Raw genomic sequence first — 25,151 nt, 5'->3', positions numbered from 1 at the left:
GCCTTCTCCCGCGGTTCCGTCACCGGGTCAGCGGACGGACGGCAGCTCCTCGCGCGCCGGGAAGTCCGACGCCGGGGCGGCCGAGCGCGCCTTCGCGGCGGCCGGGGCCGGGGCGACCGGGGCGGCGTGCGACCCGCACAGCACGTCCTTGGCGTCGACCTTGCCCTTGAGCAGGTAGTCGTCCACGCGCGTGTTGATGCAGGGGTTCACCAGGCTGGTGACACCGTGCGAACCGGCCCCCTGCTCGGTGATCAGGCGCGAGCCGGCGAGGCGGCGGTGCAGCTCGACCGCACCCTCGTACGGGGTGGCCGCGTCGCGCTCCGACTGGACGATCAGGACCGGGGCCAGGCCGCGCTTGGCGCCGACCTCCAGCGCCTTGTGCTGCTTGGACTTCCAGGTCGCGCAGGGCAGGTTCATCCAGGCGTTGGCCCAGGTCATGAACGGGTACTTGGCGTGCAGGGCGGTGTTGTCCGCGTCCCACTTGGCCCAGCTGGTGGGCCACTTGGCGTCGGCGCACTCGACCGCGGTGTAGACCGCGTTGCCGTTCTCCGTGGCGATGTTGCCCTGGATGTCGGACATGTCCGGGGTGATCGCCTCGACCAGCGGCTTCTCGTCACCGGCGGCCCAGGCGCTGAACGCCTGCGCGACCGGGACCCACGAGGAGTCGTAGTACGGGGCGCTCTGGAAGAAGTTGATCAGCTCGGCCGGGCCGGCGACGCCGCCCAGCGGCTTGGCCTTGGCCTGGGCGCGCAGCTGCTGCCACTTGGCCTCCACCTTGGCGCGGGTGTCGCCGAGGTGGAAGGAGGCGTCGTTCTTCGCGACCCAGTCCTGCCAGTCGTTCCAGCGCATCTGGAAGGCGACGTCCTGGTCGAGGTTGGCCTCGTACCAGATGTTGTCCGTCGACGGGTTGACCACGCTGTCGACGATCATGCGGCGCACGTGGGTCGGGAACAGGGTCGCGTAGACCCCGCCGAGGTAGGTGCCGTACGAGACGCCGAGGTAGTTCAGCTTCTTCTCGCCGAGGGCGGCGCGGATGACGTCCATGTCGCGCGCCGTGTTCGGCGTGGTCATGTGCGGCAGCATCTCGCCGCTGCGCTCCTTGCAGCCGTCCGCGTACTCCGCGGCGAGCTTGCGCTGGGCGGTCTTGTCCGCCTCGGTGTCCGGGACCGGGTCGGCCTTCGGGACCTTGACGGCCTCCTGCGGGTCGACGCACGAGATGGGCGTCGAGTGGCCCACGCCGCGGGGGTCGAAGCCCACGAAGTCGTACGCCTTGGCGGTGTTGACCCACAGCGGCGACTTGGTGGTGGACCGGCGCGGGAAGCGCATGCCGGAACCGCCGGGTCCGCCGGGGTTGTAGAGGAGCGCGCCCTGGCGCTCGTCCTTGGTGCCGGTGCTGACGGCACGGTCGACCGCGATGTCGATGGTCTTGCCGAACGGCTTCGCGTAGTCGAGCGGAACCTTGACCCAGCCGCACTGGATGGGGGCGGCGAACCCCCAGTCGGCGGGACAGTCCTTCCACTGGATTCCGGCACGGGCGGCGCGGGCGGCGGCGAGCTGGACGCCGAGCGCCTCCGGGACCGGGCTGTTGCCCGTGGTCGCCGCGGCGGCCGGCGGGGCCAACAGCAGGCCGGCGGCGAGTGCTCCGGTGATCAGAGTGGCAGCGCTCCCCAGCGCTGCTTTGTGTATCACGTGGTCGTTCCCCCTGGATCAGGCCCGGCCGGGAGCGGCCGGGTCACGTCGGGTTGGTCGTGCGACGGTGGTGTGCGCGCACAGGGGATCTTTTCGCCTGACCTACACCTGACAACAGGTCAAGGTGATGTTCTTTGCCAACCCGATAACCGGCACGCCCTGTACCGCTCAGCGGTGTCTGGTTCGTCCCAGCTTCGCCCAGGGGTCACCAGCCGTACGTGCGACACGCCGCGTCGAGGAGCCCGCGCAGCCGCAGCGCGTCCGGCGCAAGTGCCGTGACGAGGACGGCCGGTCCGGCCAAGGGGGTGACCGCGGCGAACTCCCCCAGAACGGCGGCGGCCGGCGCCTCCCGGGCGAACCGCGGGTCCACGACCAGGAGCTGGCCGACCGCCCGGTGGCCCGCGAGCCCCGCCGGGCCGTCCCAGCCGCCGGGCGCGCCGGGCCCGCAGGCGAGCTCCTGGTCCAGCAGCGGGCGGCCGTCCCGGACCACGGTGAGCCGGCTGCGCAGCAGGCCCGGCTCCTCGGCCGCACGGCCCAGCACCTGCTCCTCGCGCAGCATCAGTCGGGCGCCGGGGGCGAGTTCGGCGCGGGTCCGCACCCGCAGGTCGCTGCCGCGCACGGAGACGAGCGGCTCGGGCAGCCAGCGCACCGCCGCGTCCTCGGCCGCGGTGATGCGCACGTCGTACCGCGCGGGTCCGCCGCCGCGGCCGGGCAGCGCCAGGGTCGCGGCGGCCGAGGCGAGGGCGAGCCGCGCCCCGGGGCCGGCGGTGGCCTCCACCGCGAGGTGGTCGCCGCCCAGCGGTGCGCTCATGGCGCCGACCAGCATGACGCCGGCCTCGGCGCCGCCGCCCCGCGTGCGGCGCAGCGCGAGCGGCCCCCCGCCGGTGAGCACGGGCAGGGCGGTGCCGCCGCGGCCGTCGGCGACGGCGCGGATCCGGGCGGTGGCCCGCACCCCGTCCGTGGGCGGGGCGGGGCGTGCGACGGGCGGGACGGGAGGTGCCAGTGGGCCGGCAGGGGTCGGCGCGTTGGCGGGAGCTGGTGGCGCGGCGGGAGCCGGGGGCGCGGCCGTCACCGTACGGCCCAGGCGGCGAGCCGCTCGCGCACCCAGGCGGCCACCGGGGCGACCCCTTCCGCACCGCGCAGGGACTGGAAGGTGACGGGGAGCGCGCCACGCTGCTCGGCGGCGTCGCGGGCCATCCGGTCCAGGTCGGAGCCGACGTGCGGGGCGAGGTCGGTCTTGTTGACGACGAGCAGGTCGGCCGTGGTGACGCCGGGACCGCCCTTGCGCGGGATGTCGTCGCCGCCCGCGACGTCGATGACGAAGATCTGGGCGTCGACGAGTCCGCGGGAGAAGGTGGCGGTCAGGTTGTCCCCGCCGGACTCGACGAGGATCAGGTCCAGCGGGGCGGTCTCCCGGTGGGCCTCCTCCAGCTCCTCCACCGCCTCCAGATTGGCGGAGATGTCGTCGCGGATGGCGGTGTGCGGGCAGGCGCCGGTCTCCACGGCGGTGATCCGCTCCGGCGGCAGCACGGCCTCCCGCAGCAGGAACTCGGCGTCCTCGCGGGTGTAGATGTCGTTGGTGACGACGGCCATGGACAGTTCGGTGCGCAGGGCCCGGCAGAGCGCGGCGACGGTGGCCGTCTTGCCGGAGCCGACGGGTCCGCCGAGCCCGATGCGCAGGGCGCGGCGCGAGCCGTCGGCCCGGCGGGGCTCGGCGCTGTGGGTGTGGCGTTCGGGGTAGGCCGTGCCGTGGTCGAGGTGCATGGGGTGGGTCTCCCGGGGTGGTGGAGGGGGGTCAGGAGGCGAAGAGCCGTACCGGCCAGCCGGCGTGGATCTCGGCGGCGATCTCCAGCAGCGGTGAGGAGGCAGCGGGCAGGGCGTCCGGGCCGTCGAGGCGCGCCCGGTGCGCGGCCCGCACGGCCCGCTGGGCCGTGTCGTCGAGCTCGGGGGCGAGGCGGGCGAGGACGCCGGTGGCTTCGAAGGGGTCGAGCCCGAGCAGCCGGACGGTGGCGGTGGCCGGACCGCCGATGCTCTCGTACGCCGCCACGTGCGCGGCGTCGGACGGCCCGAGCCCGGCCGCCCGGGCGGTGAGGCCGAGCACCACGGGCTGGTGCGCCCCGCGCGGGAACGCCGTGGCGAGGGCGTCGAGTTCGGCGGCGGGCCAGGTGGCGCGGGCGGCCCGCAGCAGCTGCCGGCCGAGCCTGCGGGCGGCGGTGCGCAGTGCGGGCGAGGGGGTGCGGGCGTCGGCGGCGGCGTCCAGGACGGCCGGGTCGAGCCCGAGGGCGGCCGCCGCGGCGAGGGCGGCGGCGGTGAGCCCGGCCGTGTGGAGGCGTCCGCGGCAGAACTCCTGGAGGGAGGCGGCGTCGTGGATGCGGCCCGCCTTGCAGGCGGCCTCCGCCCCGCCGGAGTGGGCGTGCCCTCCGGCGGGGAAGCGGCCGTCTGCGAGGACGAGCAGGGCGGCGCGGCTCATCAGAAGAGGAAGTACCGCTGGGCCATGGGGAGTTCCGCGGCGGGCGCGGGCTCCACCACCTCGCCGTCGATGGTGACGGTGAAGGTGTCGGCGTCGACCTGGACCCTCGGCATGGCGTCGTTGTTGCGCATGTCCGCCTTGGTCACCTTCCTGGTGCTCTCGATGGCGACGAACTCCTTTCCGAGCGCGAGCCGTTCGGGCAGGGCGTCGTCGAGTGCGGCCTGGGCGGTGAAGTTGAGCGAGTTCGCTGCGGGAGCCAGGCCGCGGCCGCCGAACATCGGGCGGGGCAGTACCGGCTGCGGGGTGGGGATGGAGGCGTTGCCGTCGCCCATCTGCGCGTACGCGATCTGGCCGCCCTTGACGACGGTCTCGGGCCGGACGCCGAAGAAGGCCGGGTTCCACAGCACGAGGTCGGCGAGCTTGCCGGTCTCCACCGAGCCGATCTCGCGGGCGAGGCCCTGGGCGACGGCCGGGTTGATCGTGTACTTGGCGACGTAGCGGCGGGCCCGGTGGTTGTCGGCGGGCCCGTCGCCGGGCAGGAAGCCGCGGCGGCGCTTCATCACGTGGGCCGTCTGCCAGGTGCGCAGGACGACCTCGCCGACGCGGCCCATGGCCTGGGAGTCCGAGGAGATGATGGAGATCGCGCCGAGGTCGTGCAGGACGTCCTCCGCGGCGATGGTGGAGGGCCGGATCCGGGACTCGGCGAAGGCGAGGTCCTCGGGGACGGCGGGGTTGAGGTGGTGGCAGACCATCAGCATGTCGAGGTGCTCCTCGATGGTGTTGACGGTGTGCGGCCGGGTCGGGTTGGTGGAGCTGGGCAGCACGTTCGGCTCGGAGACCACGGTGATGATGTCGGGGGCGTGTCCGCCGCCCGCGCCCTCGGTGTGGTACGCGTGGATGGTCCGGCCGGCGATCGCGGCGAGGGTGTCGCCGACGAACCCGGCCTCGTTGAGGGTGTCGGTGTGGACGGCGACCTGGGCGCCGGTCTCCTCGCAGACGCCGAGGCAGGCGTCGATCGCGGCGGGGGTGGCCCCCCAGTCCTCGTGGATCTTGAAGCCGAGGGCGCCGCCGCGCAGTTGGGCGTGCATGGCCTCGCGGGAGGTGGTGTTGCCCTTGCCGAGCAGGCCGATGTTGACCGGGTAGGCCTCCAGGGCCGCGAACATGCGGGCGAGGTGCCAGGAGCCGGGGGTGATGGTGGTGGCCTTCGTGCCCTCGGCGGGTCCGGTGCCGCCGCCGACCAGGGTGGTGACGCCCGAGGCGAGGGCCTCTTCGACGACGGTAGGGGAGATGAAGTGGACGTGGGCGTCGATGGCGCCGGCCGTGACGATCTTCCCGTTGCCCGCGATGACCTCGGTCTCGGGGCCGATCACGAGGGCGGGGTCGATGCCGTCCATGGTGTCGGGGTTGCCGGCCTTGCCGATGCCGCAGATCCGACCGTCGCGGATGCCGATGTCGGCCTTGACGACGCCCCAGTGGTCGAGGACCACGGCGCCGGTGATCACCGTGTCGGGGGCGCCCTCGGCGCGGGTGGTGCGGGCCTGCCCCATGGACTCGCGGATGACCTTGCCGCCGCCGAACACGGCCTCGTCGCCCGAGCGTCCGGGGCCGCCGCAGAGGTCCTCCTCGATCTCGACGAAGAGGTCGGTGTCGGCCAGTCGGATCCGGTCACCGGTCGTCGGCCCGAAAAGGTCGGTGTACGCGCCCCGTTCCAGCTCAGCCATCGAGCGGCCCCCCGGTCTCCCCGCGCAGTCCCCACACGGCGCGCAGGCCGCCGAGCGGTACGAGTTCCACCTCGACCGGGATGCCCGGCTCGAAGCGGACGGCGGTGCCGGCGGCGATGTTGAGCCGGAGCCCGCGGGCGGCCGGGCGGTCGAAGTCGAGGCCGGGGTTGGCCTCGGCGAAGTGGTAGTGCGAGCCGACCTGGACGGGCCGGTCGGCGGAGTTGAGCACGGTCATGCGGGTGACGGGGCGGCCTTCGTTCAGGCGCACCGGACCGTCCCCGTGGACGATCTCGCCGGGGATCATGCGGCTGCTGCCCTTCAGACGATCGGGTCGTGGACGGTGACGAGCTTGGTGCCGTCCGGGAAGGTCGCCTCGACCTGGACGTCGTGGATCATCTCGGGGATCCCCTCCATCACGTCGGCGCGGGCGAGCACGGTGCGGCCGGAGGCCATGAGCTCGGCCACGGACCGTCCGTCGCGGGCTCCTTCGAGGATGTGGGACGTGATGAGGGCCACCGCTTCGGGGTGGTTGAGGAGGACCCCGCGCGCCTTGCGCCGCGCGGCCACGTCCGCGGCCACGTGGATGAGCAGTCTTTCCTGCTCGTGCGGTGTCAGGTGCACGCGTATCACCAGCTTCCAGGACAGGTCGAGCGAGGGGCGAGCCGACCCTAGTGGCCGTCAACTCTTTGTTGACCTGCGCATTTCCAAGCCAAGCGGGTCTTGCCCAATGCTGAGGAAGGCTTTCCGTCCCGAGCACCGGCGCTTTGCCGGCCGATGGGTGATCATTTACGGAAGGCCGCGGCCGCCCACGCTAGGCGGCGCGCTTTTCCGTCGCGTTAACCCACGTTTCGGGCAGGCACCCGGTTCGGCGTGCGGACCGGCTCCGTCCGGTTCCGTATACGGACACCCGGGAGCCGCCCCGGAGGAGTCGCATGTTCCGCAATCCGGTACGCCACATCACCTTCGACGCCCTGGAGCCTTACGCAACCGCTTCGTTCTGGTCCGCCGTGACGGGCTTCCCGATCCACCCCGACGACGCCGAGGGCGACGACGAGGTCCTGCTGGACCCGGGCCGGCCGGGCGTGCCGGGCCTGCTGTTCGTCCGGGTACCGGAGGCCAAGTCCGGCAAGAACCGGCTCCACTTGGACATCCAACCGCAGGACGGCACCCGCGACGAGGAGGTCGAGCGGCTCATCGGGCTCGGGGCGAGGCTCGTCGACGACCGGCGCCGGGAGGACGGCACGGGTTGGGCGGTGCTCGCCGACCCCGAGGGCAACGAGCTGTGCATCGAGCGGAGCGCCTCCGAGCGCGGCTGACGCGCCGGCCGGGCGGCGGGCGCCACCGCCGTCAGCACGTGCCGGCGGTGCGGGCCGGGGCTCCGGCGGGCCAGGGCAGGGCGATCCACACGGTCTTGCCGCCGTCCTCGGTGGGGCTGACCGAGAGCCGGCCGCCGGCTTCGGCGGTGAGCCAGCGGATGATGACCATGCCGCGGCCGTTGTCCTGCTGGACGGCGGCCGGGAGCCGCCGCGGCCAGCGCGGATGGCTGTCGGTGACCCCGACGCGAAGCCACTCACCGCGCTCCAGCCGGACCTCGACGGTGAAGGTGGGCGACTGCCCGAAGGTGTGCTGCACGGCGTTGGTGGCCAGCTCCGAAACGATCAGCCGGACACTGTCGGCGGTGTCCGCCCCGACCGGCAGTCCCCATTCGAGGAGGACGTCCGCGACGTAGCGGCGGGCCGTGGCGACCGAGGCGGGATCGCTCGGCAGAGTGACGGATGCTTCCTGGTGGTCTGCCATGGCGACGGTCCCTTTCCCACCGGGACGGAACCGCCCCGGATCTGTGCTGGACGCCAGAGTGCCACCCATCGTCCCGTCGGTGCGGCCGTTCACCCAAGATATGCATATATCTGTCGCTCAATACAGTGAACTCTACTACGGAAGAGCGTATTTGGACGGCAGACTGGTGCGAGCTGTGCCGGTGGAAGGAGGCGGGTATGCAGCACGGCCCCGCGGTGCGTCGGCGCAAGCTCGGCGAGGAGTTACGCGCCCTGCGCGACCGTACCGGACTCACCAGTGGCGACGTGGCCCGCGCCATGGGCTGGCACCAGTCGAAAATCAGCCGCATCGAAACCGGCCGGAGCGGCGTGAAACCGGAGGACATCGGCCGCCTCCTCGACGCCTACGGAGAAGTCGTCAGCCCCGAGCAGCGGGCCCTGCTGGAGGCCCTGGCGGTCTCGGCGGCCGGCCCCGGGCCCGGCGGCGGCAACGGCCGCGGCCGCCAGTGGTGGCACGACTACCGGGGCCTGCTCCCGCAGGAGTACCGGGACTTCATCAGCCTGGAGGCGGGGGCCCGGGCGGCCCGCACCGTGGAGCTCTCCGTGGTGCCCGGCCTGCTGCAGACCGCCGAGTACGCGCGGGCCGTCACCCGCGCCGCGCTGGGCGGGCTACCGGAGCCGAAGATGGACGCGCTGGTCGACGTACGGCTGGCCCGGCAGGCGGTGTTGCGGGCCGAGCCCCCGCTGGAGCTGAGCGCCGTACTGGACGAGGCGGTGCTGCGGCGGCAGATCGGGGGGCCCGGGGTGATGGCGGCGCAGCTGCGACACCTGGTGGAGGTGGCGCGGTTGCCCCAAGTGCGACTGCAGGTGCTGCCGTTCAGCGTGGGGGGTCATCTCGGCCTGACCGGACCGTTCGTCATCTTCTCATTTCCGAACATTGCCGATCTGGATGTGGTGGTACTCGACCATTTGACGAGTAGCCTCTATCTGGAGCGGAAGGAAGACCTCGAGGCGTACAGCGCCGCGTTCCGCACCATCCAGGCGCACGCCCTCCCGCCCCAGGACTCGTCGGATCTCATCAGCTCCCTGGCTGACGACGCGCAAGGAGGCATCCCGTGTCCGCAACCCCCCTCTGCCCCGGCGGACTTCTGAACAGAGCGCGCTGGCGGCGCAGCAGCCGCAGCACCGGAATGAACAACTGCGTGGAAACGGCCGCCCTCGCCGGCGGCCTGCTGGCCGTCCGCGACTCCAAGCGGGCGGCCGGCCCGGCCGTGCTCTTCACCGGGCCGGCCTGGACGGAGTTCCTCGCCTCGGTACGGGCGGACGTGCCCGTATGACGTCCTAGGGCGCGTCCGTGGCCCCGGCCGGGGCGGTCCGCAGGATCGTCTCGACGGCCCGACCGATCTCGTCCCCCGTGAGATCGGCCCGGGCGGTCAGCCGCAGTCGGGAGATGCCGTCCGGCACCGACGGCGGCCGGAAGCAGCCCACGGACAGACCCGCCTCGCGGCAGTCGGCGGCCCAGCGCAGTGCCGCCGCGGCCGACGGGGCCCGCACCGACACCACGGCCGCGTCCGGCCGGGCCGCGGTCAGGCCGGACGCGGTGAGCCGCCCGTGCAGCAGGCGGGCCACCTCGCGGGCCCGCCCGGCGCGCTCCGGTTCGCGCCGCAGCAGCCGCAGGCTCGCCAGCGCCGCGCCCGCGGCGGCCGGGGCCAGGCCGGTGTCGAAGATGAAGGTCCGGGCCGTGTTGACCAGGTGCCGGATCACCTTGGCGGGGCCGAGGACGGCGCCGCCCTGGCTGCCCAGGGACTTCGAGAGCGTCAGCGTGGCGACCACGTCGGGCGCGCCCGCGAGCCCGGCTACGTGCAGCGCGCCGCGGCCGCCCTCGCCCAGCACGCCCAGGCCGTGGGCGTCGTCCACGACCAGCGCCGCGCCCTCCTCGCGGCAGGCGGCGGCATAGCCGGCGAGCGGCGCCGCGTCCCCGTCGACGGAGAACACCGAGTCGCTGACCAGCAGTGCCCGGCCCTCGTGCGAGGCGAGCGTCTTGAGCGCGGCCTCCGGGTCCGCGTGCGGGACGACCGCGGTCGCGGCGCGGGAGAGCCGGCACCCGTCGACGATGGAGGCGTGGTTCCCGGCGTCGGAGACGACGAGGGTGCCGCGGTCGCTGAGCGCGGTGACGGCCGCGAGGTTGGCCGCGTAGCCGGAGGACAGCACGAGCGCGGCCTCGAAACCGCAGAACTCCGCGAGCTCCCGTTCGAGCTCCCCGTGCAGCTCCGTCGTGCCCGTGACCAGGCGCGATCCGGTGGCCCCGGCGCCCCACCGGGCCGCCGCCGCACAGGCTCCGGCGATCGTCTCCGGGTGCCGCGACAGGCCCAGGTAGTCGTTGCTCGCGAGGTCGAGCAGCGGCGAGTCGGCGGGGCGCGGGCGCAGGGTCCGTACGAGTCCGGCCTGCTCGCGGACCCGCTCCGCGGAGTCGATCCACGCGAACACGTCGTCGTGCTCGCGGTTGTGCTGGGGCATCTGGTCCTCGCGATTTGTCGGCAGTCCACAGGCGTCGCCCGACCCTAACGGCCGATACCCGAGTGTCTTGTGTGGCGATACACACACTCCGTTCCGGCCATGTTGTGCGATCTCTCCTTGGCCGGGAGTGGTCGCGTGGTCCAGGATCGCCCTCATGGATCTGCTGAACACCCTGGTGGACAAGGGACTGCGGCGCGAGCTGCCGACCCGCGAGGAGGCGCTCGCCGTACTGGCGACCTCCGACGACGACCTGCTCGACGTGGTGGCCGCGGCCGGCAAGGTGCGCCGCCGGTGGTTCGGGCGTCGGGTCAAGCTGAACTACCTGGTCAACCTGAAGTCCGGGCTCTGCCCGGAGGACTGCTCGTACTGCTCCCAGCGCCTGGGATCGAAGGCGGACATCCTCAAGTACACCTGGCTGAAGCCGGACGAGGCCTCCCAGGCCGCCGCCGCCGGTGTCGCGGGCGGCGCCAAGCGCGTGTGCCTGGTGGCGAGCGGCCGTGGCCCGACGGACCGGGACGTGGAGCGCGTCGGCAGGACCATCGAGGCCATCAAGGAGCAGAACGAGGGCGTCGAGGTCTGCGCCTGCCTGGGCCTGCTGTCGGACGGACAGGCCGAGCGCCTGAAGGCGGCGGGTGCCGACGCCTACAACCACAACCTCAACACGTCCGAGTCGACGTACGGTCAGATCACCAAGACCCACACCTACGCCGACCGGGTCGACACCGTGCAGAAGGCGCACGCCGCGGGCCTGTCCGCCTGCTCCGGCCTGATCGCGGGCATGGGTGAGACGGACGAGGACCTGGTCGACGTCGTCTACTCGCTGCGCGAGCTGGACCCGGACTCGGTGCCGGTCAACTTCCTGATCCCGTTCGAGGGCACCCCGCTGGCCAAGGAGTGGAACCTCACCCCGCAGCGCTGCCTGCGCATCCTCGCGATGGTGCGGTTCGTCTGCCCCGACATCGAGGTCCGGATCGCGGGCGGCCGCGAGGTGCACCTGCGGGCCATGCAGCCGCTGGCGCTGAACCTTGCGAACTCGATCTTCCTCGGCGACTACCTCACCAGTGAGGGCCAGGCCGGCCAGGCCGACCTCGACATGATCGCCGACGCCGGCTTCGAGGTGGAGGGCGCCGGTACGCAGACCCTCCCCGCGCACCGCGCGGACGCCGCCGCGGCGGCCGCCGCCCACGGGCCGTGCGGTTCCGTGGCCGCGGAGGCCGGCTGCGGCTCGGCGTGCGGCGGCTGCTCCGGCCACGCGCAGGAGCCCGCGGCCGAGAGCGCCGTCGAGGCCTCCGTCGAGGGCGGGGCCGAGCCGGTCCTGGCCCAGGCGCCGGCCGGCGAGGTGCGCTCCGACCTGGTGGCGGTGCGCCGCCGCGGCGCGGGGACGGACCTCGCCCCCAATGCCTGACCCCCACGGTACGCTGCCGGCCGCCGAACTCCTCGCGCTGGACCGGCAGCACGTCTGGCACCCGTACGGCCCCATGCCCGGGCGGCAGGAGCCGCTGGTCGTCTCCTCCGCCTCCGGGGTGCGGCTGCGGCTCGCCGAACCCGCACAGGGACGGGGCGAGCTGGTCGACGGCATGTCCTCCTGGTGGTCGGCGATCCACGGCTACAACCACCCGGCTCTCAACGAGGCCGCGGCCGACCAGCTCGGCCGCATGTCCCACGTGATGTTCGGCGGGCTCACCCACGAGCCCGCCGTCCGGCTGGCGGCGAAGCTGGTCGAGATCACCCCGGCCGGCCTGGAGCACGTCTTCCTCGCCGACTCGGGCTCCGTCTCGGTCGAGGTCGCGGCGAAGATGTGCCTGCAGTACTGGCGCTCCACCGGCCGGCGGTCCAAGACCCGGCTGATGACCTGGCGGGGCGGCTACCACGGGGACACCTGGACGCCGATGGCCGTCTGCGACCCCGAGGGCGGCATGCACGAGCTGTGGTCGGGCGTCCTGCCGAGCCAGGTCTTCGCGGACGTCCCGCCCGGCGGCTTCACCGCAGCGGTGGACCCCGCGTACGTCGACCACCTGCGCTCCCTGATCGCCGCGCACGCCGACGAGCTGGCCGCGGTGATCGTGGAGCCGGTGGTCCAGGGCGCGGGCGGCATGCGCTTCCACAGCCCGGGCTACCTGCGGGTGCTGCGCGAGCTGTGCGACGAGTACGACGTCCTGCTCGTCCTGGACGAGATCGCGACGGGCTTCGGCCGCACCGGCGCCCTGTTCGCGGCCGACCACGCCGGGATCACCCCGGACGTGATGTGCCTCGGCAAGGCCCTGACCGGCGGGTACCTGACGCTGGCGGCCACGCTGTGCACGGAGCGGGTGGCGGCCGGCATCTCGCGGGGCGAGGTGCCGGTGCTGGCCCACGGGCCGACGTTCATGGCGAACCCGCTCGCCACCGCCGTGGCACTGGCCTCGGTCGAGCTGCTGCTCGGCCAGGACTGGCCGCGCGAGGTCAAGCGCATCGAGGCGGGGCTGCTGGAGGGCCTCGCCCCGGCGCGGGAGCTGCCCGGTGTCCGGGACGTGCGCGTGCTCGGCGCGATCGGCGTGGTCCAACTGGACCACGAGGTGGACATGGCGGCGGCGACCGCGGCCGCGGTCCGCGAGGGCGTGTGGCTGCGCCCGTTCCGCGACCTCGTCTACACGATGCCGCCGTTCGTGACGGACGACGCCGACGTCGCCCGGATCTGCCGCGCGGTGTGCGCGGCCGCGGAGGTGGGCTGAGATGTCCGTGCTCGTGGTGTCCGGAACGGGCACCGAGATCGGCAAGACCGTCGTCACCTCGGCGATCGCGGCGGCCGCTGCGGCGGCCGGCCGGTCCGTGGCGGTGCTCAAGCCCGCGCAGACCGGGCTGCCGCCCGGGGTGCCGGGTGACGCGGCCGATGCGGTCCGGCTGGCCGGGCCGTCCGTCACAGCCGTGGAACTGGCCCGCTATCCCGAGCCCTTGGCCCCGGACACGGCGGCCCGCCGGGCGGGTCTGCCGACGCTCTCCCCGGCCGAGATCGCGGAGGCCGCGGCGAAGCTCGCCGCCTCCCACGACCTGGTCCTGGTGGAGGGAGCGGGCGGCCTCCTGGTCCGCTTCGACGAGGCGGGGCACACCCTCGCCGACGCGGCGCGGCTGCTCGACGCCCCGGTGCTGGTGGTCGCTCCACCGGCGCTCGGGACGCTGAACTCCACGACCCTGACGGCCGAGGCGCTGCGGGCCCGCGGGCTGGCCTCGCCCGGCGTGGTCATCGGCAGCTGGCCCGCCGACCCCGACCTGGCCTGCCGCTGCAACCTGGCGGACCTGCCGGCCTCGTCCGGGCTCCCGCTGCTCGGCGCGGTACCGGAGGGCTCCGGAGCGCTGGCCCCGGAGGAGTTCCGGGCCGCGGCCCCGGCCTGGCTGGACCCGTCGCTGTCGGGCACGTGGTCGGCGGAGTCCTTCCTGGCGGCCTGGCCGGCCGGGTAGGACCGGTGGCCGCCCACAGTTCCCGGCGCGCCGCGCGCCGCGGCTCCGAGCGCCCCGTCCCCGGGTTCCCGGGACGGGGCGCTCCGCGTGTTCAACGTTCTCCGCCGGCAAGCGGCTCGACCCAACGGGTACAGGGGTCCTGGGGGTACCCGGCCGCGTCCCACGCCGCGTGCGCCCGTTCGTTGCGGCCGAGCACCATCGCGTCGGCGCGCCGACCCCCGAGCGCCGCGAACCGTTCCTCGGCGGCCGCCAGCAGGGCCGAGGCGATGCCCCGGCGGCGGTGGTCAGGGTGCACGGCGAGGCGGAGGTGGCAGCGCCAACCGTCGAACCCGGCGACCACGGTGCCGACCGGCTCCCCTCCGCGACGGGCGAGGAACAGGGCGTGCGGGTCGCGGGCGTGGAGCCGGCCGATGCCGGCGAGGTCGTCGCTGGTGCTGGTCCCCTCGGCGGCGGTCTTCCAGAAGTCGGGCACGGCCGCGGGGTCGACGGCCGGGCCGGGCCGGGCCGACATGAAGATCACCCGTGTCCGGGGAGCCCGTCACCGGCGGTCACTCCACCAAAAGGATGAGGCCCCCATTTTGCCTTTCCTTTACCATGGTGTGCATCCGGCCGAACTCCCGACGAGACCCGCGAAAGGTGTGAGCGTCCACCGATGGACGAGCCCCCCAGTGACCGACACCGCCGTACCCGACACCGCGCGCTGCCCCTCCTCCTGGCCGATCCTGGGACGGAGGTGACGGACCGATGACCGAAGTGCTCCTGCTCGTCGTGGCGCTGCTGCTCTGCCTTGCCTGCGGGGTGTTCGTCGCGGCCGAGTTCTCCCTGACCACCGTCGAGCGCAGCGAGCTGGAACGGGCCGTCGAGCGCGGCGAACGGGGCGCGGAGAGCGCCCTGGCCGCCGTCCGCAGCCTGACCTTCCAGCTCTCCGGCGCCCAGCTCGGCATCACCGTGACCGGCCTGATCATCGGCATGATCGCCAAGCCGTCGATCGCCGCCCTGCTCCAGGGCCCGTTCGAGGCCATGGGCCTGTCGGCCTCCGCCGCCTCCTCGACCGCTCTGGTCCTCGGCACCGTCCTGTCGACGGTGGTCCTGATGGTCGTCGGCGAGCTGGTGCCCAAGAACTGGGCGATCTCCTCCCCGCTGGCCATCGCCAAGCGGGTGGCGACCATGCAGCGGGTCTTCAGCCGGGCGTTCCGCCCGTTCATCAGCCACCTCAACAGCACCGCGAACCACCTGGTCCGCCGGCTCGGCCTGGAGCCGGCCGAGGAGCTCGCCTCCGCGCGCTCACCGCAGGAACTGGTGGCCCTGGCCCGGCACTCCGCCAAGGCCGGCGCCCTGGAGCGGGACACCGCCGAACGCTTCGTACGGACCCTGAACCTCGCCGACCTGACCGCGGAGAACGTCATGACCCCCCGCGTCCAGGTCACCGCACTCGACGTGCAGACCACCGCCGAGGACGTGGCCAACGCGACCATGGCGACCGGCCTGTCGCGCTTCCCGGTCTACCGCGGCAGCCTCGACACCGTCGTCGGCACCGTCCACATCAAGGACGTCCTGGCCCTGCCGGCCGAGGCCCGCCACCGCCACCCGGTGGCGCAGCTGCTGCGCCCGCCGCTGTTCGTACCCGAGTCGCTGACCGTGGACCGGCTGCTGGACCGGCTGTCCGGCAAGCAGACCATGGCCGTCGTCATAGACGAGTACGGCGGCACCGCCGGCGTGGCCACGCTGGAGGACATCATGGAGGAGGTCGTCGGCGAGGTCCACGACGAGCACGACCCGCTCGAAACCCCCGACCTGGCCCCGGCCGGCACCGACACCTCCGGGCGGGCGCTCTACTCCGCCGACGGTGCCGCGCGCACCGACCAGCTCCGGCAGATCGGGCTGCGCGTCCCGGAGGGGCCGTACGAGACCCTGGCCGGGCTGATGGCGACCGCGCTCGGCCGGATCCCGGTCGTCGGCGACCGGGTGGACCTGGATGGCTGGCAGCTCGACGTGGTCGACGCCAGCGGGCACCGGGCCGCCCGCGTGCTGCTGCACGCTCCGGCCGGACCCCGGCAGGACCAGGGCGGGGAGGCCCACCGATGACCGCGCTGCAACTGCTGATCGGCCTGGCGACCCTGGTCGTCAACGCCTTCTTCGTCGGCGCGGAGTTCGCGCTGATCTCGGTCCGGCGCAGCCAGATCGAGCCGTACGCCGAGCAGGGCGACCGGCGGGCCCGCTCCGTGCTGTGGGGCCTGGAGCACGTCTCCGCCCTGATGGCGGCGGCGCAGCTGGGCATCACCCTGTGCACCCTGGTGCTGGGCGTGGTGGCCGAGCCGGCCATCGCCCACCTGCTGACGCCGCTGTTCGACCTCGTGGGCGTACCGCACGGGCTGACGCACGTCATCTCGTTCGCGGTGGCGCTGACGCTGGCGACGTACCTGCACATGCTCTTCGGCGAGATGGTGCCGAAGAACGTGGCCCTGTCCGAGCCGGTGCGCACCGCGCTGCTGCTGGGCCCGCCGCTGGTCGCGGCCACCCGGGCGCTGCGCCCGGTGATCTTCGCGGTGAACGCCTTCGCCAACGCGCTGCTGAAGCTGCTGCGGGTCGACGCGAAGAACGAGGTCTCCGCGACGTTCTCCGACGACGAGCTCGCGCGGATCGTGAAGGACTCCAGCGAGGCGGGGCTCATCGACGACCGGGCCAGCGAGCGGCTGCACGACGCCCTGGAGCTGGGCCGGCGGCCGGTCACCGACGTGGTGCTGCCCTCCGAGCGGGTCGTCGCGGCCCGGACGGGCCTCACGCCGGCCGGGCTGGAGCGGCTCTCGGCCTCGTCCGGCTACTCCCGCTTCCCGGTACTCGACGAGCACTCGAAGATCCTGGGGTACCTGCACGTCAAGGACGCCCTGGACGCGGACGGGCCGGAGCGGGAGGAACCCTTCCCGATCTCGGCGCTGCGGCCGATCGCACAGATCCGGGCGGAGACCCCGCTGGACGACGTGCTCACCGCGATGCGGCGCAGCCGGACGCACCTGGCGGCGGTCCTCGGACCGGACGGGACGATGGCGGGGCTGGTGACGATGGAGGACGTGCTGCGCGAGCTGTTCGGGCGCCCGGCCTCCACTTGATCCGTACCGCGCGGTAGCATCGCTGCGCCATGGGGATCAATGCGTCTTACACCAGTTTTGTCGCGGTCGGCGACTCCTTCACCGAGGGCATGTCCGACCTGCAGCCGGACGGCTCGTACCGGGGCTGGGCCGACCTGCTGGCAGCCCGGCTCGCCGCGCGCGAGCCGGGCTTTCGCTACGCCAACCTCGCGGTCCGCGGGAAGCTGATCGGGCAGATCGCCGCGGACCAGGCCCCCCTGGCGGCGGCGATGCGCGCCGACGTGGTGACCCTGGTGGGCGGGCTGAACGACACCCTGCGGCCCAAGGTCGACATGGGCCGGGTCCGCGGGCACCTGGAGGAGGCCGTCGGCCTGCTGGCGCCCTCCTGCACGACGCTGGTGCTGATGCGCTCGCCCGGGCGGAACGGCCCGGTGATGGAACGCTTCCGGTCCCGGATGGAGGAGCTCTTCGGCTTCGTCGAGGAGCTCGCCTCCCGGCACGGCGCCCTGGTGGTCGACCTGTACGGGGCCCCGGTGCTCGGCGACCCGCGGCTGTGGGACGTGGACCGGCTGCACCTGACGCCCGAGGGCCACCGGCGTGTGGCCGAGGCGGTCTGGCAGACTCTGGGACTGCCGCCGGAGGAGGACTGGCGCGCCGCACTGCCTCCCGCCGAGCGGCCGGGCTGGGGCGAGCGCCGCTCGCAGGACCTGAGCTTCGCCCGGCAGCACCTGCTGCCGTGGATCGGGCGCCGGCTGACGGGCCGCTCCTCCGGGGACGGCCGCCCGGCCAAGCGGCCGGAACTGCTGCCGTACGGGGAACCTGCGGGAGAGCGGCTCTCGTAGCAAGGCACAATCCGGGGCAGGCGCCCGACCTGCGCAATCGCACAGCAGCAACCCCAGTAGAATCCCTACACGTGACAGCCAAGCCCCGCATCCCCAATGTCCTGGCCGGCCGCTACGCTTCCCCGGAGCTCGCCGTCCTGTGGTCCCCCGAGTACAAGGTGACGCTGGAGCGGCGGCTGTGGCTCGCCGTGCTGCGCGCCCAGAAGGACCTCGGCATCGAGGTCCCCGACGCCGCCCTCGCCGACTACGAGCGCGTCCTGGAGACCGTCGACCTCGCCTCGATCGCCGAGCGCGAGAAGGTCACCCGGCACGACGTGAAGGCACGCATCGAGGAGTTCAACGCCCTCGCCGGCCACGAGCACGTCCACAAGGGCATGACCTCCCGCGACCTCACCGAGAACGTCGAGCAGCTGCAGATCCGGCTCTCCCTGGAGCTGGCCCGCGACCGCGCGGTCGCCGTCCTCGCCCGCCTCGGCAAGCTGGCCGGCGAGCACGCCGAGCTGGTCATGGCCGGCCGCTCCCACAACGTGGCCGCGCAGGCGACCACCCTCGGCAAGCGGTTCGCCACCGCGGCCGACGAGCTGCTGGTCGCCTTCGACCGCCTGGAGGACCTGATCGGCCGCTACCCGCTGCGCGGGATCAAGGGCCCGGTCGGCACCGCCCAGGACATGCTCGACCTGCTCGGCGGCGACGCCGCCAAGCTCGCCGACCTGGAGCAGCGGATCGCCGACCACCTCGGCTTCGCCCAGGCCTTCACCTCCGTCGGTCAGGTCTACCCGCGCTCGCTCGACTACGACGTGGTCACCGCCCTCGTGCAGCTGGCCGCCGCCCCCTCGTCCATCGCGAAGACGATCCGTCTGATGGCCGGCCACGAGCTCGTCACGGAGGGCTTCAAGCCGGGCCAGGTCGGCTCCTCCGCGATGCCGCACAAGATGAACACCCGCTCCTGCGAGCGCGTGAACGGCCTCATGGTCATCCTCCGCGGCTACGCCTCGATGACCGGCGAGCTGGCCGGCGACCAGTGGAACGAGGGCGACGTCTCCTGCTCCGTGGTCCGCCGGGTGGCGCTGCCGGACGCGTTCTTCGCCTTCGACGGCCTGCTGGAGACCTTCCTGACGGTCCTCGACGAGTTCGGCGCCTTCCCGGCCGTCGTGGCCCGCGAGCTCGACCGCTACCTGCCGTTCCTGGCCACCACCAAGGTCCTGATGGGCGCGGTGCGGGCCGGCGTGGGCCGCGAGGTCGCCCACGAGATCATCAAGGAGCACGCGGTGGCCTCCGCGCTCGCGATGCGCGAGCAGGGTGCCGAGCGCAACGAGCTGCTGGACAAGCTGGCCGCCGACGAGCGGATGCCGCTGGACCGGGCCCAGCTGGACGCCCTGATGGCCGACAAGCTGTCCTTCACGGGCGCCGCCGGCAGCCAGGTCTCGACGGTGGTCTCCCGCATCGAGGCCATCGCCAAGCAGTACCCGGAGGCCGCCGGGTACGCCCCGGGGTCGATCCTCTGACCCGCGCCGACCTCGAAGCCGCCCGCGACCGCCTCGTCCCCGACGTGGTCGCGGGCGGTCTGCGCGTGCTGTTCTGCGGAATCAACCCGAGCCTCCTCTCCGCCGCGACCGGGCACCACTTCGCCCGTCCCGGCAACCGCTTCTGGCCCGTCCTGCACCTGTCCGGTTTCACCCCGCGCCGCCTGGCCCCGGCCGAGCAGGAGGAGCTGCTGACCTACCGGCTCGGCATCACCAACGTCGTCGCCCGGGCCTCGGCCCGCGCCGACGAGCTGAGCACCGAGGAGCTGATCGAGGGCGGCCGCATCCTCCGGGCCAAGGTGGAGCGCCTGCGCCCCCGGTGGCTGGCCGTAGCCGGCGTGACCGCCTACCGCACGGCCTTCGGCGAGCGCCGGGCCGCCATAGGCCCCCAGGACCGGACCATCGGCGACACCCGCATCTGGGCCCTCCCCAACCCCAGCGGTCTCAACGCCCATTGGACCGCGGAGACCATGGCCCGGGAGTACGCCCGCCTCCGCGAGGCCGCCGAGGCCGAGCCGGACGTCTAGGGCGGGTCGATCACGGTGACCGCGGCCATCAGCTGCGGCGAGTGGTCGGCCCCCCACCGGGCCGTGTACAGGGCGATCCAGCGGTCCCCGGCCCGCCACAGGTGCAGGTGGTCGCTGGTGTGCCCGATCTCCTGCCAGGGCTCCGGCACCTCCTCGTGCCCGTCGCGCAGGACCAGTCCGGCGAGGCTGAACGTGTCGGGTCTCCCCCACCGCTCCTCCAGCCGCTGGGTCAGGGCCTCGTACTCGGCGACCACCTGGTCCTCGTGCGCCGCGCGGTCGGCCGCGTCCTCGTCCCCGTACCACCGGCTCCCGCCCAGCTCGGCGAGGTGGTACCCCGGTCCGCTCGTCCCCACGTCCGACCGGCCGCGCTCGGCTGGGAAATCCCTGGCCCGCAGCCGGTCGATCGTCTCGAGATGCTGTGCCGTGGTCATGTCGTCAGTATTCCGGCGACCACTGACAACTGGCCTTCCGTCACGAACGTCAGGCGTCGCGTCGCCGAACCGCCAGCCAGCCGCCGACCAGAGCAGCGCCCGTCCACAGCGCCATCACGCCCAGGCCGGTCCACGGGCCCAGCTCGCCCCACGGCTCGACGCGCATCACCATCTGCCCCGCGCGGTCCGGCAGGTACTGGGCGGCCCCGCCCGCGACGTCGCCCACGACGAAGGAGACGACCAGGATGAAGGGTATGAGGACGCTGAGCGTCGCGGCCGCGCTGCGGAACACGGCCGTGAGGCCGGCGGCGAACAGGGCCATCAGGGTCAGGTAGAGCCCGCAGCCGATGACGGCGCGGAGCGCGCCCTCGTCCCCCAGGCCGATGGCGTACCGGCCCATGAAGGCCTGGCCGCCGAGGAAGGTCGCGAAGGCGGTCGCCTCACCGACCAGGAAGGAGAGCCAGCCCACCGTGAGCAGCTTCGTGAGGTAGAAGCGGGCGCGGTTCGGCACCGAGGTCAGGGTGATCCGCAGGGCGTTGTTGTGGAACTCGCTCGAGAAGGCGTTCGCGCCGAACGCGATGGCCGCCGTCTGTCCGAAGACGAGGCCGTAGAAGGCGGCGAACATCGGGTCGGATCCCATGCTGCCTTCCTCGGCGGTCCCGATGGCGGCAGCGGTCAGCATCTGGATGCCGGTGACGGCCACGAAGGTCGCGACGAGCGGCCCGAAGGTGCTGCGCAGCGAACGTATCTTGATCCATTCCGCGTGCAGGGCGGCTCGGGTGGGCAGGGCGGTGGTGGACATGGCGCGCATTCCTCCGGTCGTGGTCAGTGGGTGGCGGCGAACTCGCCGTGGTCGGCGGTGAGGTCGAGGTAGGCCTGCTCCAGCGAGGCCCGCTCGTCGGAGAGTTCGAGCATCGGGATTCCCTCGCGGGCGGCGAGGGCGCCGAGCCGCTCGGCCTGCATCCCGTCGACGGTCCAGCGGCCGTTGGCGGCCTCGGTCAGCTGGAAGCCGTCCCGGGCGAGGGTGGCGCGCAGACGGATCGGGTCGGAGGTGCGCAGTCGCACCCTGGGGGTGCTCCGCGCGTTGATGAAGTCCTCCATCGGCGTGTCGGCGAGGAGCTTGCCGCGGCCCAGGACGACCAGGTGGTCGACGAAGGAGGCGGTCTCCGACATCAGGTGGCTGGAGACCAGGACCGTCCGCCCTTCACCGGCGAGGCCGCGCATCAGCTCGCGGATCCAGATGATGCCCTCCGGGTCCAGGCCGTTGGTGGGCTCGTCCAGCAGTAGCACTCCGGGGTCGCCGAGCAGTGCGGCGGCTATCCCCAGGCGCTGCCGCATCCCCAGGGAGTAGGTCTTGATCCGCCGCTTCGCGGCGGATGCGATGCCGGCCTGCTCCATGACCTCGGCCACCCGGCGCACCGGGATGCCGTTGCTCACGGCCAGCGAGAGCAGGTGGTCCCGGGCGGTGCGGCCGCCGTGGGCGGCCTGGGCGTCCAGCAGTGCGCCGACGTGGAGCAGCGGCTGCTGGAGGTCGGTGAAGCGGCGGCCGCCGATGGTGGCGGTTCCGGAGGTGGCCCGGTCCAGTCCGAGCAGGAGCCGCAACGTGGTGGACTTGCCGGCACCGTTGGGGCCCAGGAAGCCGGTGACCCGGCCGGGCAGTACGTCGAAGGTGAGGTGGTCCACGGCCCTCGTCCTGCCGTATTCCTTGGTCAGTTGGCGGATCTCGATGCGGTTCATGGCTCAAGGTTCGCCGTCGGCCCCACCCTTTCTCCTCCCCCGCGCGGGGGGATCGTCTCCCCCGTGCGGGGGAGACGGTCGTGATCGTCCTGCTGTCACGATGGGGGCATGCACCGATTGATCACAGCGCCCCTGCGGCCACTGACGTACAAGCGTTGGCTGCACCTGTGCGTGCCCGTGCTGCTGGTGGCGGTGTGGATGTTCATAGAGGATCGGATCCCGTGGGCTCCCGCTCTGATCATCGCCCCGTTCGGTCTCGTCCCCTGGATGCGGACGGCGGAGGGACTCCAGGCGCAGTTCCTGCTCACCCCGTACGACCGCGGGTCCGAGGAGAGCGCCATATCCACGGTTGCCTCGAAGCGCTGGGGCGACCGCTGGCGGACCGTGCTGTGGCTGGAGATACGGCTGGCGCTGGGGTTCGTGGCCATGTTCGCCACCGTGTGGCTGCCGGCGTTCACCGTCGAGTTGTTCACCACGGCGTTCGGCTATCCGATACGCGGGGACGTGATGCTGCCGGTGGTGCCGCCGCCGTGGCTGGCCGCCGTGCTCACCCCGCTGCCGCTGGTCGTGCTGTTCGTGACCGTGTTCCTGATGGGCGAGCTGGTCACGGCCATCGCGACCCGGCTGTTGGGGCCTTCTTCTGCGGAGCGGTTGTCCGTGCTGGAGGAGCGGACCGAGCGGCTACTGGAGCGGACCCGGATCGCGCGCGAGCTGCACGACACGATCGGGCACGCGCTGACCGTGGCCGTGGTCCAGGCCGGGGCGGCGCGGGCGGCCGGTGATCCGGCTTTCACCGAACGGGCGTTGACCGCGATCGAGGAGACCGGCCGGACGGCTCTTGAGGACCTGGACCGGGTCCTGTCGGTACTTCGGGACTCCGGCCCGCGGCCGTCGCAGCGGCCGACGCTCGCGGACGCGGACCGGCTGCTGGACTCGACCCGGGCCTCCGGGGCCGAGGTGCGCGCCCGACTGAGTGGCCCGCTGGAGTCGTTGCCCGGGCCCGTCACCCGGGAGGCGTACCGGATCCTGCAGGAGGCGCTCACGAACGTGTTGCGGCACTGCGGTCCCGTCCCGGTCGAAGTGCGGGTGGAAATGACGGGTGGAAAGCTGGAATTGGAGGTGTCGAATCCGTTGCCCGAGGGGCAGGGGTCCCCGGGCGGCGGCAGCGGCAGCGGTCTGCGCGGCATGCGGGAGCGGGCCGCGCTGCTCGGGGGCGCGGCCGAGTCCGGTCCGTACGAGGGGAGATGGCGGGTGCGCGCCCGGCTTCCGCTCAGCACATAAGCTGAACGGATGCCGGTTACCGTACTGCTCGTCGACGACGAACCCCTGGTGCGTGCGGGTCTGCGCGCCGTTCTCGATGCCCAGCCCGACATCGAGGTGGTCGGCGAGGCCGCCGACGGGGCGGCCGTGGTCCCGCTGGTCCGCCAACTGCGGCCGGACGTGGTGGCCATGGACGTGCGGATGCCGCTGCTGGACGGGATCGAGGCGACCAAGGCGGTGCTGAAGAGCGTCGACAAGCCGCCGAAGATCCTGGTGGTCACCACCTTCGAGAACGACGAGTACGTGTACCGGGCGCTGCGGGCGGGCGCGGACGGCTTCCTGCTGAAGCGGGCCCGCCCGTCGGAGATCGTGCACGCGGTGCGGCTGATCGCGGAGGGCGAGACGCTGCTCTTCCCGACCGCGGTGCGGTCGCTGGCCGCGGAGTACGGGAGCACCGGGGCGCGGGCCCGGCTGGAGCGGGCCGCGCTGACCGAGCGGGAGGAGGCGGTGCTGCGGTTGATGGCGCGGGGGCTGACCAACGCGGAGATCGCGGCCGAGATGTTCGTGGGGACCGAGACCGTGAAGTCCCATGTGAGCGCGGTGCTGTCGAAGCTCGGCGCGCGTGACCGGACCCAGGCGGTGATCGCGGCGTACGAGTCGGGCTTCGTCGTCCCGACCTGACCGACGCCGGCCGAGGCCATCGACCACCCCGGACCGCCAACGAGCACCCCGGACCGCCCCGGACCGCCGGGCCCGGCGGGGGCGCATCTCGCTGCCGCGGCGGGTGCGCAGTACGATCCGGCTGACAGGCTCGCCAGCTGGGAGGACAGACGTTGGGGCAGCTGACCGGCGGAGATCCCTCTCTGCTCCGGCGGATCAATTCGGCCGTGGTGCTGCGCGCCCTGCGCGCCGCCCAGTCGCCGACCCTCACCGACCTCACCCGGGCGACCGGGCTGTCCCGGCCGACCGTCGAGGGCGTGGTGGAGGGGCTGATCGGCACCGGGCTGGTCGTCGAGGCCGACGCTGACGGGGGTGCCCGGCGCCAGGGGCGGCCGGCCCGCCGTTTCCGGTTCCGGGCCGAGGCCGGGCATCTGCTCGGCATCGAGATCGGTTCCCACCGGATCGCGGTGCTGCTGTCCGGGCTGGACGGGCGGGTGATCGGCGCCGGCACCAAGGACGTCGCCGAGACGGCGTCCGCGGACGAGCGGTTGGAGCGCGTCCGGGCGGCGGTGGCCGATCTGCTGCGCCGGGCCGGCGTACCGCGGGACTCCCTGCGGGCCGTCGGGGTCGGCAGCCCCGGCATCGTCGAGGCGGACGGCACGGTCCGCCTGGGCACGGCGCTGCCCGGCTGGACCGGGCTGCCGCTCGGGGACCGGCTGCGGCGCTCCTTCCGCTGCCCGGTCCAGGTGGAGAACGACGCCAACGCGGCGGCCCTCGCCGAGCACTGGAAGGGGGCCGCGCAGGACACCGACGACATGGTGTTCGTGATGGCCGGCCTCAGCCCGGGGGCCGGCTCGCTGATCGGCGGCCGGCTGCACCGCGGCTTCGGCGGGGCCGCCGGCGAGATCGGTGCGCTCCACCTGCTGGGCCGCGAGGCGACGCCCGAGCGGCTGCTGTCCACCACGGGCGAACCGTTGCACCCGCTGGACGAGCAGGCCGTGGCGGAGGTCTTCGCGATGGCCGGGCGGGGCGACGAGCGGGCCGTGGCCGCGGTGGAACGGTTCATCCAGCGCCTGGTGCACGACGTGGCGGCCCTGGTCCTGGCGATGGACCCGGAACTGGTGGTGGTCGGCGGCTGGGCGGCCGGCCTGGACGGGGTCCTGGACCCGCTGCGCCGGGAGCTGGAGCGCTACTGCCTCCGTCCCCCGCGGGTGGCCCAGTCCCTGCTCGGCGAGGCGGCTGTGGCCACCGGGGCGCTGCGGCTGGCGCTGGACCAGGTGGAGGCGGAGCTCTTCGCCGTGGAGATGACGGTCACCGCGCGCCGCCGCTGAGCCGCGCCCCCGCGCGCCCCGCCCGGCCTAGGCCCTGGCCCCGGTCTCGCCCGGCCCCCTCCTGCGTACGGCCCCCTCCTGCGTACGGCCCCCTCCGTCGTACGGCCCCCTCCGGCGTACGGCCCCCTCCGGCGTACGGCCCCCTCC

The 25,151-nt window shown here is 73.4% G+C and carries 27 protein-coding genes; 14 read left to right on the top strand and 13 right to left on the bottom strand.

The window, feature by feature from the left end:
• Positions 1 to 27: 27 nt before the first annotated feature.
• The 7 genes from ACSHWO_RS28760 to ACSHWO_RS28730 all read right to left on the bottom strand — a co-directional run bounded on the left by ACSHWO_RS28760 (position 28) and on the right by ACSHWO_RS28730 (position 6,501).
• Positions 28 to 1,689 (bottom strand): alpha/beta hydrolase, encoded by a 1,662-nt coding sequence (locus tag ACSHWO_RS28760; RefSeq protein WP_361097608.1) that lies wholly within the window; start codon positions 1,687 to 1,689, stop codon positions 28 to 30.
• Between the two features lie 205 nt (positions 1,690 to 1,894).
• Complete coding sequence (locus ACSHWO_RS28755) at positions 1,895 to 2,692, bottom strand: urease accessory protein UreD (RefSeq protein WP_438319298.1); 798 nt, start codon at positions 2,690 to 2,692, stop codon at positions 1,895 to 1,897.
• Positions 2,693 to 2,757: 65 nt separating this feature from the next.
• Complete coding sequence (gene ureG, locus ACSHWO_RS28750) at positions 2,758 to 3,453, bottom strand: urease accessory protein UreG (protein WP_361097611.1); 696 nt, start codon at positions 3,451 to 3,453, stop codon at positions 2,758 to 2,760.
• Between the two features lie 31 nt (positions 3,454 to 3,484).
• Entirely contained in the window at positions 3,485 to 4,159 is a 675-nt protein-coding gene (locus ACSHWO_RS28745) for an urease accessory protein UreF (protein WP_385845404.1), read from the bottom strand.
• Positions 4,159 to 5,880: an urease subunit alpha gene (locus ACSHWO_RS28740; RefSeq protein ID WP_361097617.1), complete on the bottom strand. Its 1,722-nt coding sequence runs from the start codon at positions 5,878 to 5,880 to the stop codon at positions 4,159 to 4,161. The genes ACSHWO_RS28745 and ACSHWO_RS28740 overlap by 1 nt, the downstream gene beginning before the upstream one ends.
• Entirely contained in the window at positions 5,873 to 6,184 is a 312-nt protein-coding gene (locus ACSHWO_RS28735) for an urease subunit beta (protein ID WP_179177811.1), read from the bottom strand. Before ACSHWO_RS28735 ends, ACSHWO_RS28740 begins: the two co-directional genes overlap by 8 nt.
• A 14-nt stretch (positions 6,185 to 6,198) precedes the next feature.
• Positions 6,199 to 6,501, bottom strand: a complete 303-nt coding sequence (locus tag ACSHWO_RS28730; protein WP_385845390.1) for an urease subunit gamma — start codon at positions 6,499 to 6,501, stop codon at positions 6,199 to 6,201.
• Between the two features lie 311 nt (positions 6,502 to 6,812).
• Here ACSHWO_RS28730 and ACSHWO_RS28725 point away from each other — a divergent pair, with 311 nt between their 5' ends.
• The gene (locus ACSHWO_RS28725) at positions 6,813 to 7,196 is read left to right on the top strand and encodes a VOC family protein (RefSeq protein WP_438316249.1); all 384 of its coding nucleotides are present in this window, start codon (positions 6,813 to 6,815) and stop codon (positions 7,194 to 7,196) included.
• A gap of 31 nt (positions 7,197 to 7,227) precedes the next feature.
• Here the strand turns inward: ACSHWO_RS28725 and ACSHWO_RS28720 are convergent, their stop codons facing one another.
• A complete protein-coding gene (locus ACSHWO_RS28720; protein ID WP_438316246.1) occupies positions 7,228 to 7,677 on the bottom strand; it encodes an ATP-binding protein in 450 nt (149 codons plus the stop codon).
• Positions 7,678 to 7,874: 197 nt separating this feature from the next.
• Here ACSHWO_RS28720 and ACSHWO_RS28715 point away from each other — a divergent pair, with 197 nt between their 5' ends.
• Both ACSHWO_RS28715 and ACSHWO_RS28710 read left to right on the top strand, forming a co-directional pair.
• Complete coding sequence (locus ACSHWO_RS28715) at positions 7,875 to 8,807, top strand: helix-turn-helix domain-containing protein (protein WP_438316243.1); 933 nt, start codon at positions 7,875 to 7,877, stop codon at positions 8,805 to 8,807.
• The gene (locus tag ACSHWO_RS28710) at positions 8,771 to 8,992 is read left to right on the top strand and encodes a DUF397 domain-containing protein (RefSeq protein WP_438316240.1); all 222 of its coding nucleotides are present in this window, start codon (positions 8,771 to 8,773) and stop codon (positions 8,990 to 8,992) included. Before ACSHWO_RS28715 ends, ACSHWO_RS28710 begins: the two co-directional genes overlap by 37 nt.
• A gap of 4 nt (positions 8,993 to 8,996) precedes the next feature.
• Here the strand turns inward: ACSHWO_RS28710 and ACSHWO_RS28705 are convergent, their stop codons facing one another.
• Positions 8,997 to 10,172: an 8-amino-7-oxononanoate synthase gene (locus tag ACSHWO_RS28705; RefSeq protein ID WP_438316237.1), complete on the bottom strand. Its 1,176-nt coding sequence runs from the start codon at positions 10,170 to 10,172 to the stop codon at positions 8,997 to 8,999.
• 154 nt (positions 10,173 to 10,326) lie between these two features.
• On the opposite strand from ACSHWO_RS28705, the gene bioB reads away from it, so the two are divergent.
• The 3 genes from bioB to bioD are packed head-to-tail and all read left to right on the top strand — an operon-like array spanning position 10,327 to position 13,607.
• Positions 10,327 to 11,577: a biotin synthase BioB gene (gene bioB, locus ACSHWO_RS28700; RefSeq protein ID WP_438316234.1), complete on the top strand. Its 1,251-nt coding sequence runs from the start codon at positions 10,327 to 10,329 to the stop codon at positions 11,575 to 11,577.
• Entirely contained in the window at positions 11,570 to 12,883 is a 1,314-nt protein-coding gene (locus ACSHWO_RS28695; protein ID WP_361097642.1) for an adenosylmethionine--8-amino-7-oxononanoate transaminase, read from the top strand. The genes bioB and ACSHWO_RS28695 overlap by 8 nt, the downstream gene beginning before the upstream one ends.
• Before the next feature lies 1 nt (position 12,884).
• Positions 12,885 to 13,607: a dethiobiotin synthase gene (gene bioD / locus ACSHWO_RS28690; protein WP_438316231.1), complete on the top strand. Its 723-nt coding sequence runs from the start codon at positions 12,885 to 12,887 to the stop codon at positions 13,605 to 13,607.
• A gap of 91 nt (positions 13,608 to 13,698) precedes the next feature.
• Here bioD and ACSHWO_RS28685 read toward each other — a convergent pair whose 3' ends face one another.
• The gene (locus ACSHWO_RS28685) at positions 13,699 to 14,118 is read right to left on the bottom strand and encodes a GNAT family N-acetyltransferase (RefSeq protein ID WP_438316228.1); all 420 of its coding nucleotides are present in this window, start codon (positions 14,116 to 14,118) and stop codon (positions 13,699 to 13,701) included.
• A 233-nt stretch (positions 14,119 to 14,351) separates the two neighbouring features.
• Here ACSHWO_RS28685 and ACSHWO_RS28680 point away from each other — a divergent pair, with 233 nt between their 5' ends.
• The 5 genes from ACSHWO_RS28680 (at position 14,352) to mug (ending at position 19,585) form a co-directional block, all read left to right on the top strand.
• Complete coding sequence (locus ACSHWO_RS28680) at positions 14,352 to 15,692, top strand: hemolysin family protein (protein ID WP_385845365.1); 1,341 nt, start codon at positions 14,352 to 14,354, stop codon at positions 15,690 to 15,692.
• Complete coding sequence (locus ACSHWO_RS28675) at positions 15,689 to 16,714, top strand: hemolysin family protein (protein WP_361097651.1); 1,026 nt, start codon at positions 15,689 to 15,691, stop codon at positions 16,712 to 16,714. Before ACSHWO_RS28680 ends, ACSHWO_RS28675 begins: the two co-directional genes overlap by 4 nt.
• A 29-nt stretch (positions 16,715 to 16,743) precedes the next feature.
• Positions 16,744 to 17,535, top strand: a complete 792-nt coding sequence (locus tag ACSHWO_RS28670) for an SGNH/GDSL hydrolase family protein (protein WP_385845359.1) — start codon at positions 16,744 to 16,746, stop codon at positions 17,533 to 17,535.
• Positions 17,536 to 17,606: 71 nt separating this feature from the next.
• A complete protein-coding gene (gene purB / locus ACSHWO_RS28665; RefSeq protein ID WP_385845353.1) occupies positions 17,607 to 19,040 on the top strand; it encodes an adenylosuccinate lyase in 1,434 nt (477 codons plus the stop codon).
• The gene (gene mug / locus ACSHWO_RS28660) at positions 19,037 to 19,585 is read left to right on the top strand and encodes a G/U mismatch-specific DNA glycosylase (protein WP_438319297.1); all 549 of its coding nucleotides are present in this window, start codon (positions 19,037 to 19,039) and stop codon (positions 19,583 to 19,585) included. The genes purB and mug overlap by 4 nt, the downstream gene beginning before the upstream one ends.
• Here mug and ACSHWO_RS28655 read toward each other — a convergent pair.
• The 3 genes from ACSHWO_RS28655 to ACSHWO_RS28645 are packed head-to-tail and all read right to left on the bottom strand — an operon-like array spanning position 19,582 to position 21,753.
• A complete protein-coding gene (locus ACSHWO_RS28655; RefSeq protein ID WP_361097661.1) occupies positions 19,582 to 20,016 on the bottom strand; it encodes a hypothetical protein in 435 nt (144 codons plus the stop codon). The genes mug and ACSHWO_RS28655 overlap by 4 nt on opposite strands.
• A gap of 49 nt (positions 20,017 to 20,065) precedes the next feature.
• Positions 20,066 to 20,818, bottom strand: coding sequence for an ABC transporter permease (locus tag ACSHWO_RS28650; RefSeq protein WP_438316223.1), 753 nt, complete (start codon positions 20,816 to 20,818; stop codon positions 20,066 to 20,068).
• A 23-nt stretch (positions 20,819 to 20,841) separates the two neighbouring features.
• Entirely contained in the window at positions 20,842 to 21,753 is a 912-nt protein-coding gene (locus ACSHWO_RS28645; protein WP_438316220.1) for an ABC transporter ATP-binding protein, read from the bottom strand.
• A gap of 108 nt (positions 21,754 to 21,861) precedes the next feature.
• On the opposite strand from ACSHWO_RS28645, the gene ACSHWO_RS28640 reads away from it, so the two are divergent.
• The 3 genes from ACSHWO_RS28640 (at position 21,862) to ACSHWO_RS28630 (ending at position 25,004) form a co-directional block, all read left to right on the top strand.
• Complete coding sequence (locus tag ACSHWO_RS28640; protein ID WP_438316217.1) at positions 21,862 to 23,034, top strand: sensor histidine kinase; 1,173 nt, start codon at positions 21,862 to 21,864, stop codon at positions 23,032 to 23,034.
• A gap of 9 nt (positions 23,035 to 23,043) precedes the next feature.
• Complete coding sequence (locus tag ACSHWO_RS28635; RefSeq protein ID WP_361097674.1) at positions 23,044 to 23,694, top strand: response regulator transcription factor; 651 nt, start codon at positions 23,044 to 23,046, stop codon at positions 23,692 to 23,694.
• 152 nt (positions 23,695 to 23,846) lie between these two features.
• Positions 23,847 to 25,004, top strand: coding sequence for an ROK family transcriptional regulator (locus ACSHWO_RS28630; RefSeq protein ID WP_361097677.1), 1,158 nt, complete (start codon positions 23,847 to 23,849; stop codon positions 25,002 to 25,004).
• The last annotated feature ends 147 nt before the right edge of the window (positions 25,005 to 25,151 follow it).

Origin of the sequence: Streptomyces pallidus (ex Mingjun et al. 2026), from assembly GCF_051550185.1 — a bacterium.
In the GTDB taxonomy this organism is placed as follows: domain Bacteria; phylum Actinomycetota; class Actinomycetes; order Streptomycetales; family Streptomycetaceae; genus Streptomyces.
This window is presented reverse-complemented; position numbering and strand designations above follow the sequence as displayed.

Coding starts and splice junctions, on each gene's coding strand:
- ACSHWO_RS28670 (WP_385845359.1), top strand. CDS start 16,744: ATGGGGATCAATGCGTCTTACACCAGTTTTGTCGCGGTCGGCGACTCC.
- ACSHWO_RS28645 (WP_438316220.1), bottom strand. CDS start 21,753: ATGAACCGCATCGAGATCCGCCAACTGACCAAGGAATACGGCAGGACG.
- ureG (WP_361097611.1), bottom strand. CDS start 3,453: ATGCACCTCGACCACGGCACGGCCTACCCCGAACGCCACACCCACAGC.
- ACSHWO_RS28720 (WP_438316246.1), bottom strand. CDS start 7,677: ATGGCAGACCACCAGGAAGCATCCGTCACTCTGCCGAGCGATCCCGCC.
- ACSHWO_RS28705 (WP_438316237.1), bottom strand. CDS start 10,172: ATGCCCCAGCACAACCGCGAGCACGACGACGTGTTCGCGTGGATCGAC.
- ACSHWO_RS28655 (WP_361097661.1), bottom strand. CDS start 20,016: ATGACCACGGCACAGCATCTCGAGACGATCGACCGGCTGCGGGCCAGG.
- ACSHWO_RS28740 (WP_361097617.1), bottom strand. CDS start 5,880: ATGGCTGAGCTGGAACGGGGCGCGTACACCGACCTTTTCGGGCCGACG.
- ACSHWO_RS28715 (WP_438316243.1), top strand. CDS start 7,875: ATGCAGCACGGCCCCGCGGTGCGTCGGCGCAAGCTCGGCGAGGAGTTA.
- bioB (WP_438316234.1), top strand. CDS start 10,327: ATGGATCTGCTGAACACCCTGGTGGACAAGGGACTGCGGCGCGAGCTG.
- ACSHWO_RS28735 (WP_179177811.1), bottom strand. CDS start 6,184: ATGATCCCCGGCGAGATCGTCCACGGGGACGGTCCGGTGCGCCTGAAC.
- ACSHWO_RS28745 (WP_385845404.1), bottom strand. CDS start 4,159: ATGAGCCGCGCCGCCCTGCTCGTCCTCGCAGACGGCCGCTTCCCCGCC.
- ACSHWO_RS28635 (WP_361097674.1), top strand. CDS start 23,044: ATGCCGGTTACCGTACTGCTCGTCGACGACGAACCCCTGGTGCGTGCG.
- ACSHWO_RS28725 (WP_438316249.1), top strand. CDS start 6,813: ATGTTCCGCAATCCGGTACGCCACATCACCTTCGACGCCCTGGAGCCT.
- ACSHWO_RS28675 (WP_361097651.1), top strand. CDS start 15,689: ATGACCGCGCTGCAACTGCTGATCGGCCTGGCGACCCTGGTCGTCAAC.
- ACSHWO_RS28685 (WP_438316228.1), bottom strand. CDS start 14,118: ATGTCGGCCCGGCCCGGCCCGGCCGTCGACCCCGCGGCCGTGCCCGAC.
- ACSHWO_RS28695 (WP_361097642.1), top strand. CDS start 11,570: ATGCCTGACCCCCACGGTACGCTGCCGGCCGCCGAACTCCTCGCGCTG.
- bioD (WP_438316231.1), top strand. CDS start 12,885: ATGTCCGTGCTCGTGGTGTCCGGAACGGGCACCGAGATCGGCAAGACC.
- ACSHWO_RS28640 (WP_438316217.1), top strand. CDS start 21,862: ATGCACCGATTGATCACAGCGCCCCTGCGGCCACTGACGTACAAGCGT.
- ACSHWO_RS28680 (WP_385845365.1), top strand. CDS start 14,352: ATGACCGAAGTGCTCCTGCTCGTCGTGGCGCTGCTGCTCTGCCTTGCC.
- ACSHWO_RS28650 (WP_438316223.1), bottom strand. CDS start 20,818: ATGTCCACCACCGCCCTGCCCACCCGAGCCGCCCTGCACGCGGAATGG.